This window comes from Variovorax sp. KBW07, from assembly GCF_003852515.1.
In the GTDB taxonomy this organism is placed as follows: domain Bacteria; phylum Pseudomonadota; class Gammaproteobacteria; order Burkholderiales; family Burkholderiaceae_C; genus Variovorax.
The window spans coordinates 1-11,227 of record NZ_QAJK01000206.1 but is presented as its reverse complement, the minus strand read 5'-3'; the positions used below and the strand labels follow the sequence as shown (position 1 = coordinate 11,227).

The following is an 11,227-nucleotide window of genomic DNA, read 5'->3' as shown; positions in this document are numbered from 1 at the left end:
GCAAGCAAAGGTGGACTTCATTGCGCATCCGGTCACCCAGCCCCTGCGCCCCGCGCCGGTGCACGCCAAGCCACAAACGGGCGGCCTGCAGTCCGCACTGGTGGTGGGCCCTGAAGGCCAGAACATCTGGACCGACGAACTGGGCCGCATCAAGGTTCAGTTTCACTGGGACCGCATCGGCCAGAAAAACCAGCACAGCACCTGCTGGCTGCGTGTGAGTTCACCGTGGGCCGGCAACCAGCTGGGCGGCATTCATCTGCCCCGCATCGGGCAGGAAGTGATCGTCGATTTCTTTGGCGGCGACCCTGATCTGCCGATTTGCACGGGGCGGGTTCACAACCAGTTGAACCTGCCGCCCTGGGCCTTGCCCAACCAATCGGCGCTCTCGGGCTTTCGCAGCCGTGAACTCACCAAGGAAGGCGGAAACAGTGCCCCGGGCCGCTCCAACCACGTGGTGCTCGACGATACGGAAGGCAAGATCCAGGCGCAGCTCAAGAGCGATCACCAGCACAGTTCGCTGAGCCTGGGCCACATCACGCGCATCGAAGACAACGCCGGGCGCAAGGACCTGCGGGGCCAGGGCTTCGAGTTGCGAACCGATGGGCACGGGGCCATTCGCGCGAAAGACGGATTGCTCATCACGACGGAAGCGCGGGGCAACGCGGCCAGGCACGTCAAGGATCTCGGTGAAACGTTGACGCGCCTCACCCAGGCCCGTGAGCAGCATGAGAACCTCGCCGATGCCGCCCAGACGGCCCGGGCGCAGGACACCGGCACCGACCAGAGCGACGTTGCTGCTGCCCTGAAATCACAGAACGAGGACATCGCCGGGCTCACGCAAGGGAGCGACAAGGAAAGCGACTTCCCCGAGTTGAGCGCCCCTCATCTGGTGCTGGCCAGTCCCGTCGGCATCGAAACCACCACGCCCGGCAGCACGCACATGGCGAGCGGCGCGCACATTGCACTGACGAGCGCCGGGCACACCAGCCTGAGCGCAGGCGCCAGCCTGTTGGCGAGCGTGAAGGGCGCGATCCGGTTGTTCGCCTACAAGGCCGGCATGCGCCTGATCGCGGCCCAAGCCGACATCGAAATCCAGGCGCTGGAGAAAAACCTCAAGCTGCTCGCCAAGCTCGACATCACTCTGACCGCGAATCGCATCGAGATCACTGCGAAGGAAGAAGTCATTGTCAATGGCGGCGGCAGCTTCAGCCATTGGAAGGCACAGGGCATCACGCATGGAACCACGGGCGCCTGGGTCGAGCATGCCACCACGCATTCGCTGATCGGCCCCAAAAACCTGCCCTTGCCGGCATTCAAGTTTCCCGAGACGGTCTGCAAGGAATGCCTGCTCAAGGCCTTGGCGGCGGCTTCGCCAATGGGACGTCGCTGATGAACCGTATTTATCTGCAAGACCCTTTGCCGGCCGGCAAGATTCAATCCATCGTGGACTGGCATCACCGAATTGCCTCTCAAGCGCCTGGCGACACGGTATGGATCGTCACGGACGGAGCGATCCTTGGCGCGGAGGCGTTAGGGCACCTGCGAGCCAGCTACGGCGCTCCCGTTCGCGCGTTCGACAACTCTGCATTGGCCGAATACGAAGAGCTTGGCCTGCTGCTGTGGCCCCTGTCCCGTGCGATAGAGAAAGACTCGATGGAGGCATTGCGCACCGTCATGTCGGGAAAGCCGGGCCTGAGCTTCATACGCACAAGCAATTCGCTTGCATTCCTGAGCCACACGCTGGCCTGGCTGACCGGCGTGGTCGCTGAAGACGGCTTGCCGCTCTACCTTCGCATAGGCGACACCCGCGTACTGCCCAGCGTGATCCATCACCTGCACCCCGAGCAACATGCCGTCGTGCAGGGAGCTGTCAAGGAGTGGATGTGGTTCGACAGAGACTCCGGCGTTTACATCGCACGATCGGACGATGGCCCCGCCTCGCCCGTGCCCGAGAAGGCGTGCTGCATCGATGACGCCCAATACGCGGGGCTGCTCGAAGACGCCGGGATCGACGTGCTGCATGTAGAAATGCGCCGCGTGCTTCCCGACACCGTTGACCCCCGCCCTTCGGACGAACTCCATGCATGGCTGGGCAATTGCATTCAGCGCGCCCAAGCAGTGGGACTGGTTCGACTGACGGATCAAGTGGTCTTTGCGACGATGGCGCTGGATTTGCCGGACAACTTTGAAGCGCTGGACGGGTTGAAACAAACCTGGCTCGACGTGCGCTCGGGAACGTCCAGCCTGGGCGACCGCATCGAACGCTGGGGCGACGGCGAGTGGAGCGCCATCGAGCGTTTTCGGCGAGCCGAGGCTGCGCGCCTTGCCAGCGAGCGCTTCGCCATCGCGCTTCGAAGAGTCAACTGATGCGCCCGCGCTTGCGCCATTCACCCCGTCCGGCGAACAGACAGCGGCACAACGCCTGGCTCGTACACATCCACGCACAGGCATCTCCATGAAATTCTTCGCGACTCGGCCCTCAGCGGCGAGATGGTTGTCACGGCTGCTTGTGACATGCCTGCTTCTGGTCGGCGCCAGCGGCTGCGAGCCGAATCCACCCAAGCCACCCGAGCCTTCGATCATGGGCATCACGGGCTACAACTACACCAACGAAGGGGTGCAGGAGTACTACGTCAATGGCAAGCGAGGCTCCAATCTCCCGGCCTATGGCGGCGGAGGCTCTGTCTCATGCTGCTTGTCGTTGCCAGTGCTGTGGAACCACGAGCTAAGCGTCGAGGTGAGCTGGATCACAGGGCACTGGACAGTGCCAATCGAAAAAATTCAGGCGATGGGCACCAAAGAGGCGATTGAGTGTTGCCTTGACCGCCGCGCGCTGACCAAGACTGTCCCTATCGAACGCTACGGCAAAGAGGGGGGAGACGTGCAGGTGTTCTTCCTGCCGAACGACGAACTCCAGGTATGGGTTTACGACGCCGGACCGCAGAACCCCGGTCATCCATCGCATCGGGGCTATCCCCGGAAACCAGACACCCAAAACTAGAACACGGCAAGGGAGAGTCCAGGAATGTCGATTGATCTATTTGCGCGATGGCTGCTACGAGCAGCAGTCGCCTGCCTTCTGCTTGCAGGAACGAGTGGCTGCACGCCAGATTCCCCGAAAACACCAGAACCCATGACCCTGGGCATCACGGGCTACAACTACACCAACGAAGGGGTGCAGGAGTACTACGTCAACGACAAGCGCGGCTCCAATCTCCCGGCGTATGGCGGCGGAGGCTCTGTCTCTTGCTGCGTATCGCTGCCGGTTCAGTGGAGCCGCGAGTTAAGCGTCGAGGTGAGCTGGATTACGGGACATTGGACAGTGCCAATCGAAAAGATTCAGGCGATGAGCATCAAAGAGGCGATTGAGTGCTGCCTTGATCGTCGCGCGCTGACCAAGACTGTTCCCATTGAGCCTTACGCCAAAGACGGTGGTCGACTGCAAGTTTTCTTCTTGCCGAACGACGAACTCCAGGTGTGGCTCTACGACGCCGGGCCACAGAACCCCGGTCATCCATCGCATCGGGGCTATCCCGAAAAACCAGATGCCACGAATTGAGAACATCACCAGGGAGACGCAAGCAATGACGAAACAGCCATATGTGCGATGGCTACTGCGGATGGCGGCTGCCTCCGTTCTTCTCGCAGCTGTGAGCGGCTGTGAACCCAAGGCGCCAAAGCCGCCAGAACCCATGGCCTCGGGCATCACGGGCTACAACTACACGCGTGAAGGCGTGCAGGAGTACTACGTCAACGGGAACCGCGGCTCCAACCTTCCGCCGTACGGTGGTGGAGGCGCGCTTTCGTGTTGCGTCGCGTTGCCTGCTGAATGGGCTCCTGGATTGACTGTCGATGTTGACTGGACGATTGGTCACTACACACAGCCTTGGGAGAAGCGCAAGGAAATGACTCTGGCCGAGGAGAACAAGTGTTGTTGGTCAGAACGCACGCTTCGAAGGGCTGTACCCGTCGAACGCTACGGAAAGGAAGGAGGGCGACTGCAAGTGTTCTTCCTGCCGAACGACGAATTGCAAGTATGGGTCTACGACGCCGGCCCACAGAACCCCGGTCATCCATCGCACCGGGGCTATCCCGAGGAGCCGGAAATCAAGCGCTGAAAACGAACAGGAAGACTCAAGCAATGTCAGTTCAACCCATCCCCCCTGCACTCCCCGGCGATCGTCGCCTGAGTCTCAAGGAACAGATCCAGCGCGCGGCTGCCACCAGTTGCATTGAGCGCGGCGACAAGACCTCGCTTTGCGCGTCGATGCTCCATGTGGGTATTTTTTTTGATGGAACCAACAACAACAAGAAACGCGATCAACTGGAAGTCTTGCAAAAAACCAATGGCGATTTCAATCAGTGCAGCCATAGCAACGTGGTCGTTTTGCACGACGCCTTCAAGGAGGATCCCAAGAACGGCTATCGCCGGATCTATGTTCCGGGTGTTGGTACGCCCTTCGATGAAATCGGCGAAAAAACCGAAACACCCGATGGCAAGGCCAAGGCCACCGGCGGAGACGCACGGATAAATTGGGCCCTTATTCAGTTGGTCAACGCCATGCACGCCACCATTCATGAAGACAAGTTGCTGATCAGCGATCCAGAAGCCAAACGGCTCGCAACCAAGCAGCCGTTGCACGTCGATGGAAGCACAGGCTCCAATATGCCCGGCAAACGTTTGTACTTCGTCGGCAGCGCAACCGGACTGAACGCAGAGCAAGGCGGCAAGCTGGGGGAACTGAAAAAGGCCTTGCAAGGTAGGCCTCCGAAGAAGCTCGTGCAAGTCAACCTCTCGGTGTTCGGATTTTCTCGTGGGGCGGCGCAGGCGCGCGCATTCTGCCACTTCCTGCACCACATTCTTCTGGAGGAAAAGAACGGCGGCCATACGCTGGCGGGCGTTCCGTTTCGCATTCAGTTCCTGGGACTGTTCGATTCGGTCGCCTCTGTCGGACTGGCCGACAGCTCCCCCTTCTGGCGAGGTCTTGGAGGGTGGGCCAACGGCACGCTGGACATCGTGCCCAGCGTGGAGCGCACGGTGCATCTGTGTGCGGCGCATGAGATACGCATCAACTTCCCGCTATCGACGGGACGCAAGAGCGACAACAGATACCCGGCCAACTGCATCGAGAAGGTATACCCAGGCGCGCACTCGAATGTTGGTGGCGGCTACGACCCGGGTTGCCAAGGCAAGGCCGCGGGCTCGCGCGCCAAGTTGCTCTCCCAGATGCCGCTGCTCGACATGTACCACGAGGCACGCAATAGCGCTGTGCCACTTCTAGGCATCGCACAACTCAAGGCACTAGGTGCTGCGGGGATAGCCGTCGCCAACGATCTGGACAGGGATGACAAGTGTGCCGACCTCTTCAACGCCTACCGCGAATGGGCAGCCCGCAGCCCAGTGTCTGGCGGCATCGAAGCAGCGCAGCACAGCCACATGCAACTGTATTGGCGCTGGCGGCTCCTGCACGCGGGCAATGTGGCGAAGCTTCCGAGCTACCAGCAGGCCAGCGAACAGGATCGCATCGACATGCTTGAAAGCGACGCCGACTTCTCATCCGACATGGCCGCGGCACTGTGGCAAGAAAAAAAGCAAACCGATCTCCAGCGCGCGGAACGATCGGCTACCGGAATCTCCAGTCTCTCCGATGCGCAGGTCGACTTCTTGCGCATCCATGCGGAGTTCACGAAGAACGCCTCCGCAAGCAAGGTGCCGCCTGCCATCGACCACTTCTTCGACCAGATGGTGCACGACTCGCACGCCTCCTTCTACATGGTCGGGCCTGTCACGAGTTTCGACCGGAAAGAGAAGATCAAGCAGATCCAGCAAAAGGTCGAAGCCAACCGGCGGTTCATCGCGCGCGTGAAGCTGACGAGCGAAGCCCTTATCCTGCCCCCGGGTCAAGCTCACCTGCCGATGCCACCCATGGACGAAACGCGATCGTTGTCGGAAATGGAACGGCGGATATGGGAGCACCAGAAAACGCACCCGGGGGAATTTCCGCTGCTTTCCGACGCCGATCGTGAACAACTGCTGGCGATGGAAGACGTCATCACCAGCGGCGCCGTGCGCCTTGTGACCAACAAGACGCGACGGGAGCTGGGCGGCCACGTGCGCTACCGGCGCGTGTTCGACAAGAGCTGAACGCGTCGCGCCCCGGAGCCGCCAGGTTCTCTTTCAGGTGCGCACTGCGCACCGCCCTCAGCCCCGCGCCTCGATCATCTTCCACCCGTTCCCCGACGGATCCCGGAACCCCGCGTCCACCGTGCCGAAGCGGGCCACGGGCTCCTGCGTGAACTCCACACCCCGGGCACTCATCTGCGCATGGGCGGCATGGCAGTCGGCCACGCTCAGCACCAGCGGCGGCATCGCGCCCTTGGCCACGATCGCGCTCAACGTCTGCGCCGTCGCGGCATCGAGTACCGGCGGCCCGGGCGTGAACAGGCCCAGTTGGAATGACGGCTGTTCGGGATGCTGCACCGTGAGCCAGCGGTACGTGCCGTTGCGCACGTCCGTGTGGACACGAAACCCGAGCTTGTCGACATAGAAGGCTAGCGCTTCGTCCTGGTCGCGAACGTACAGACCCACCACTTGAACACCTTGACTCATAAAGACTCCTTGTTGTGTGGCCTGTTTATATCGGCGGCCTCCCGGCGCCGCTTCTCCGAAACTGCTGTGACCAGGTCTGGCCTCTGCGCCGCGCCCAAAATGCACAGGGGCACACGGCCGGGCTCGCCGACTTCGGCCCTTGCGCGCGCACGGCTCGCGCTCGGGCTCTCGCCGGTGATGTCTCGGAAGGTGCGCCCGAATGTCCCCAGGCTCTCCCAGCCCGTGTGAAACGCAATCTCGGTGATGGGCAGGTCGGTGTCGCGCAGCAGTGCCGTCGCCCGCTCGATGCGCAGCGTCAGCAGGTACCGGTGCGGCGGAACACCGAAGGCGTCCTTGAACGAACGGGCGAAGTGGGCCTCGGAAACACCACTCACGTCCGCCAGCCGATGAACGGGCCAGTCTTCCGACGAAGCCGCGTCCATCCGGTCCTTGGCGCGCAGCAGGCGGCGCAGCAGCGCCGGGTCCTGCGGGCGCGGGAGATCGCCGCTCATGCGGCCTCCAACCGTCCGATGCACAGCATTGGCACCGCCCGACTCAGATCATCGCCAGCGCGGTCTTGCGGCGCGGCGGTGGATGCAGGCGGTCCAGCTCGGCCAGTGTGGCTGCATCGAGCTTCAGCTCGGCGGCCGCCAGGTTCTCTTTCAGGTGCGCGCTGCGCACCGCCTTCGGAATCGCGACGACACCGGGCCGCGCCATCACCGCGGCCAACGCAAGTTGGGCTGCCGTCACGCCAAGCTGCCCCGCCAGTTTTGCCAGCCCCACGTCTTGCGCCAGCGCGCCTTGGTCGATGGGGCTGTAGGCCATCAACGGCATGCCGCGTTCGCGCAGCCACGGCAGCAGGCCGAACTCCGGGCCGCGCTCTCCCAGCGACAGGTACACCTGGTTGGCCGCGCAGCCGGGGCCATCGCCCGTGACCTGCACCAGCTCTTGCATGTCGTCGGTGTCGAAGTTGCTCACGCCCCAGTGGCCGATGCGTCCCTGCGCCACCAGCGCCTGCATCGCCTCGACCGTATGCGCCAGCGGATGCTCGCCTCGCCAGTGCAGCAGGTACAGGTCGATGGCGTCCAGCCCCAGCCGCTTCAGGCTGCGCTCGCAGGCCTCGCGCGTGCCGCGCCGGCTCGCGTTGTGCGGGTAGACCTTGCTGACGACGAAGAGCTCTTCGCGCCGCACGTCGCCCGCGCGCAGCGCCTCGGCAATGGCCTGGCCCACCACGGTCTCGGCGCCGCCCTCGCCATACATCTCGGCGGTGTCGATGAGCCGGTAGCCCAGGGCGATGGCTTCGCGCACCGCGGCCACCTCGGCTGCACGGCGATCGGCGGCTTCGCCCATGCGCCAGGTACCGAGACCAAGAACCGGCATCTCGCCGCCGGCGGGGAGTGAAAGTGTTCGCATGGCCTCGATGGTACGAGGAACAACGCCCCGAACACACCGTCAGAAATCGTCGCCTTCAGGCCACCGAAAGCGGCAGCCACACCGTCACGAGCAGCCCGCGCCCCTCCCGCGGATCGACGCCCAGTTCGATGCGGCCCTTGTGCTTTTCCAGCACCGCCTTGACGATCGCCAGGCCCAGCCCGCTGCCCGACTGGGTCTGGTCGGGGTTGCGAAAGAACCGGTCGAACACACGCTCGCGCAAGGCGGGCGGAATGCCAGGCCCCTGGTCCGTCACGCGCAGCACCGCCATCTTTGCTTCGCGCGCGATGCGCACGGTCACCGTGCCGCCGTCGGGGCTGTACTTGATGGCGTTCTCCACGAGGTTGCTGATCATCGAGATCAGGCTCTCGCGTTCGCCGAACACGGGCATGGCGCCTTCGGAGGCGAAGTCGAGCACCACGCCGCGCGCATGCGCCAGGACCTCGACCAGCGAAATGCGGTCCCGCACCAGCCCATCGAGCATCAGCAGGGTGGGCAAAGCGTCTTGCGGAATCTCGTCGCTGCGCATCAGCTGCTGCAGTTGGCCCACGAGGCGCGCCGCGCGGTCGTTGCTTCGCAGCAGGTTGGCCATCAGTTCGCGCTGGCCCGCATCGTCGGTCTGCGCCTTCATGGCTTCCACGTTCACTCGCATCGCATCGAGCGGCGTTCGCAGTTCGTTGGCCGCATCGGCGATCAGCCCACGCTCTCGGGCGGCGCGGTCGCGCACGCTGCGCAGCAGTTCGTTGATGCCGTGCACCAGCGGCCGCAGTTCCTTGTGCGGAGGCTCGAAGGACAGCGGCGTCAGGTCGGCCGGGCCGCGCTCGGCCGTCTCCTGCGTCACCTGGCGCCAGGGCCGCAGCGCCAGCCACACCGACAGCCACGCCGGGAAGACCAGGAACGGCAGGCCGATCATCAGCGGCAACAGGTAGTAGGTGCGGTTCTCGATGGTGAAGTTGAAGCGCAATATCTTCGGCTCGGCCAGCATCACGCGGGTGTCCAGGACCGGCGAGGACATGGTGCGCGCGCGCCATGCGCGGTCACCGAGCCTTATGGTCTCGACGCGGCCCGGCACCGAGTTCTTCATCACCGGCACGCCCGCGTTGGAGTTGTAGATGAGCACGCCTTCCTGCCACACCTGCATGATGGGCGCCTTGTCCGACTCGGAACTCAGGTCGCCCGAGGTCTCGAGCAAGGCCAGGTCGAGGGAGCGCAGTGTCTCCTGCTGCCGGTCGGGCGAGTCCGCCAGGTTCTGCGCGGTCTTCAGGATGACGCCGAAAACCTTGTCGTAGCGCACCAGCTCCGGCACCGCGTTGGAGTCGTACACGAAGAGCCCGATCAGCGCCACCCACAGCAGCGTGACCCCGGCAAGCTGCGCGAGCAACAGCCGCCGCACCAGCGAAGGCTGGAGCCAGCGCTTCCACCGCCGCGCGAACGCCTGCGTCAGCGCCACCACCACCGCACGCTGTTTTTTGGGCACGTGCCTGGGCCGGGAGGGGGCGTTCGTCTCGACAAGCAGGGCATTCATGGGTCTCCGGGCGACCGGCCCCGGTTGCAGCGGGGCAAGGGGGCAAGGGGGCAAGGGGTCGCGAGCGCGTCGAGTATCCGGCACGGTCGTCGCCGGAATTCAGAAAACCTTCATGAACCGGGCGGCTTGGCGGCCGCAAGCGGGAGCAAAAGCGGACGCACAGCCTTCTGATTATTAGAAGTCGAAGGCACTTTCGTGACACTCGAACAGCGGATGCCTCAGGGAAAGAACCGCGCCGCGCCTTCTGATTTTGTCAACACTGAGTGGGTGCCAACCCCGAGCCAACGCCCCACCCCTGCTCCTAGAATTTTTCGATGGTCCTGCGTCACGAGCGCCGGCACCCCATCGAAACGATTTTGGAACAGGTTGAGTCAATGCAGAAAAAGCACAGGATTGCCGTCATTCCCGGAGACGGCATCGGCGTCGAGGTCATGCCCGAAGGGCTGCGCGTTCTCGACGCGGTCGGTCGCCGCTTCGGCATCGACTTTTCGTACGACCACTTCGACTGGGGCTCCGACCACTACGTGCGCACCGGCCTGATGATGCCGGCCGACTGGGCCGACAAGATCCAGGGCCACGACGCCATTTATTTCGGCGCGGTGGGCGACCCCGCCAAGGTGCCCGACCACATCGCCGTGTGGGGCCTGCTGATCAAGATCCGCCGCGACTTCGACCAGTACGTCAACCTGCGCCCCGTACGCCTCATGCCCGGCGTGCCCGGCCCGCTGGCGCACCGAAAGCCCGGCGACATCGACTTCCTGGTGGTGCGCGAGAACACCGAAGGCGAATACACCTCGGTGGGCGGACGCTTGTTCGAAGGCACGCCGCGCGAAATGGCAATCCAGGAGGCCGTGTTCACCCGCACCGGCGTGGACCGCATCATCGACTACGCGTTCCAACTCGCCAGCCGCCGCAAGCGCAAGAACCTGGTGGCCGCCACCAAGTCGAACGGCATCTCGATCACCATGCCCTACTGGGACGAGCGCCTGGCCGAGATCGCCACGCGCTACCCCGACGTGGCGACGAGCAAGTACCACATCGACATCTTGTGCGCGCACTTCGTGCAGCACCCGGACTGGTTCGACGTGGTGGTGGCGTCGAACCTGTTCGGCGACATCCTGTCGGACCTGGGCCCGGCCTGCACGGGCACGATCGGCATCGCCCCGTCGGCCAACCTGAATCCGGAGCGCAAGTTCCCGTCGCTGTTCGAACCCGTGCACGGCTCGGCGCCGGACATCGCGGGCAAGGGCATCGCGAACCCGATCGGCCAGATCTGGTCGGCGGCGCTGATGCTGGACCACCTGGGGAACAACGACCCTGTGTATGCGCAGGCCTCGGCGGCGGTGATCTCGGCCATCGAAACGGTACTGAGCGAAGGTCCACGGACGCGCGACATGGGCGGTACGGCCTCGACCGTGGACGTGGGGCGCGCCATCGCTGACTGCATCTCGGCATGACGCCTTGCTCTTCGGTCGGTCGTCGTGGTTTTTGCGCTGCCGTTCTTCAGAGCGGTGCCCGCGCTCGCGCCGACGGTGTGCTCTGCTCCGCGAATGTCCCCCGCTTCGCTCCTCCTTTATTTCGCTGCGCGGAGCACCCGATGCCAGTCGCACGAGGGCGCTGCTCTCGCATTGGCCGATCAACGACCGCTCTGAAGGCGCTCGCGCCGATGGTGTGCTCTGCGC

The 11,227-nt window shown here is 63.8% G+C and carries 11 protein-coding genes; 7 read left to right on the top strand and 4 right to left on the bottom strand.

Annotated elements, in window-relative coordinates; genetic code table 11:
• The 6 genes from DBV14_RS31380 to DBV14_RS31355 form a co-directional block, all read left to right on the top strand.
• Positions 1-1,390, top strand: a 1,390-nt coding sequence (locus tag DBV14_RS31380; RefSeq protein WP_148092460.1) for a type VI secretion system Vgr family protein, incomplete at its 5' end; no start/stop codon positions are given.
• Entirely contained in the window at positions 1,390-2,367 is a 978-nt protein-coding gene (locus DBV14_RS31375; RefSeq protein ID WP_221621935.1) for a DUF4123 domain-containing protein, read from the top strand. The genes DBV14_RS31380 and DBV14_RS31375, both read left to right, overlap by 1 nt.
• Before the next feature lie 88 nt (positions 2,368-2,455).
• Entirely contained in the window at positions 2,456-3,001 is a 546-nt protein-coding gene (locus tag DBV14_RS31370) for a DUF3304 domain-containing protein (RefSeq protein ID WP_124465582.1), read from the top strand.
• 132 nt (positions 3,002-3,133) lie between these two features.
• The gene (locus tag DBV14_RS31365; RefSeq protein ID WP_185546193.1) at positions 3,134-3,559 is read left to right on the top strand and encodes a DUF3304 domain-containing protein; all 426 of its coding nucleotides are present in this window, start codon (positions 3,134-3,136) and stop codon (positions 3,557-3,559) included.
• 133 nt (positions 3,560-3,692) lie between these two features.
• Positions 3,693-4,118, top strand: a complete 426-nt coding sequence (locus DBV14_RS31360; RefSeq protein ID WP_260397294.1) for a DUF3304 domain-containing protein — start codon at positions 3,693-3,695, stop codon at positions 4,116-4,118.
• A 23-nt stretch (positions 4,119-4,141) separates the two neighbouring features.
• Entirely contained in the window at positions 4,142-6,145 is a 2,004-nt protein-coding gene (locus DBV14_RS31355; protein ID WP_185546192.1) for a DUF2235 domain-containing protein, read from the top strand.
• A 57-nt stretch (positions 6,146-6,202) separates the two neighbouring features.
• Here DBV14_RS31355 and DBV14_RS31350 read toward each other — a convergent pair whose 3' ends face one another.
• The 4 genes from DBV14_RS31350 to DBV14_RS31335 are packed head-to-tail and all read right to left on the bottom strand — an operon-like array spanning position 6,203 to position 9,545.
• Entirely contained in the window at positions 6,203-6,610 is a 408-nt protein-coding gene (locus DBV14_RS31350; RefSeq protein ID WP_124465570.1) for a VOC family protein, read from the bottom strand.
• Positions 6,607-7,101 (bottom strand): helix-turn-helix domain-containing protein, encoded by a 495-nt coding sequence (locus DBV14_RS31345; protein ID WP_124465567.1) that lies wholly within the window; start codon positions 7,099-7,101, stop codon positions 6,607-6,609. The genes DBV14_RS31350 and DBV14_RS31345 overlap by 4 nt, the downstream gene beginning before the upstream one ends.
• A gap of 43 nt (positions 7,102-7,144) precedes the next feature.
• Positions 7,145-8,002 carry an aldo/keto reductase gene (locus DBV14_RS31340; protein WP_124465564.1) on the bottom strand — a complete coding sequence of 286 codons (858 nt, stop codon included), beginning with the start codon at positions 8,000-8,002 and terminating at the stop codon, positions 7,145-7,147.
• Positions 8,003-8,057: 55 nt separating this feature from the next.
• The gene (locus DBV14_RS31335) at positions 8,058-9,545 is read right to left on the bottom strand and encodes a HAMP domain-containing sensor histidine kinase (protein WP_124465561.1); all 1,488 of its coding nucleotides are present in this window, start codon (positions 9,543-9,545) and stop codon (positions 8,058-8,060) included.
• Between the two features lie 374 nt (positions 9,546-9,919).
• Between DBV14_RS31335 and DBV14_RS31330 the strand changes: the two genes are divergently transcribed.
• Positions 9,920-11,002 (top strand): tartrate dehydrogenase, encoded by a 1,083-nt coding sequence (locus DBV14_RS31330; RefSeq protein ID WP_124465558.1) that lies wholly within the window; start codon positions 9,920-9,922, stop codon positions 11,000-11,002.
• Positions 11,003-11,227 lie beyond the last annotated feature (225 nt).

What these genes read in the sequence shown, in the direction of transcription:
- DBV14_RS31375 (WP_221621935.1), top strand. Translation starts at nt 1,390, where the DNA reads ATGAACCGTATTTATCTGCAAGACCCTTTGCCGGCCGGCAAGATTCAA.
- DBV14_RS31370 (WP_124465582.1), top strand. Translation starts at nt 2,456, where the DNA reads ATGAAATTCTTCGCGACTCGGCCCTCAGCGGCGAGATGGTTGTCACGG.
- DBV14_RS31365 (WP_185546193.1), top strand. Translation starts at nt 3,134, where the DNA reads ATGACCCTGGGCATCACGGGCTACAACTACACCAACGAAGGGGTGCAG.
- DBV14_RS31360 (WP_260397294.1), top strand. Translation starts at nt 3,693, where the DNA reads ATGGCCTCGGGCATCACGGGCTACAACTACACGCGTGAAGGCGTGCAG.
- DBV14_RS31355 (WP_185546192.1), top strand. Translation starts at nt 4,142, where the DNA reads ATGTCAGTTCAACCCATCCCCCCTGCACTCCCCGGCGATCGTCGCCTG.
- DBV14_RS31350 (WP_124465570.1), bottom strand. Translation starts at nt 6,610, where the DNA reads ATGAGTCAAGGTGTTCAAGTGGTGGGTCTGTACGTTCGCGACCAGGAC.
- DBV14_RS31345 (WP_124465567.1), bottom strand. Translation starts at nt 7,101, where the DNA reads ATGAGCGGCGATCTCCCGCGCCCGCAGGACCCGGCGCTGCTGCGCCGC.
- DBV14_RS31340 (WP_124465564.1), bottom strand. Translation starts at nt 8,002, where the DNA reads ATGCGAACACTTTCACTCCCCGCCGGCGGCGAGATGCCGGTTCTTGGT.
- DBV14_RS31335 (WP_124465561.1), bottom strand. Translation starts at nt 9,545, where the DNA reads ATGAATGCCCTGCTTGTCGAGACGAACGCCCCCTCCCGGCCCAGGCAC.
- DBV14_RS31330 (WP_124465558.1), top strand. Translation starts at nt 9,920, where the DNA reads ATGCAGAAAAAGCACAGGATTGCCGTCATTCCCGGAGACGGCATCGGC.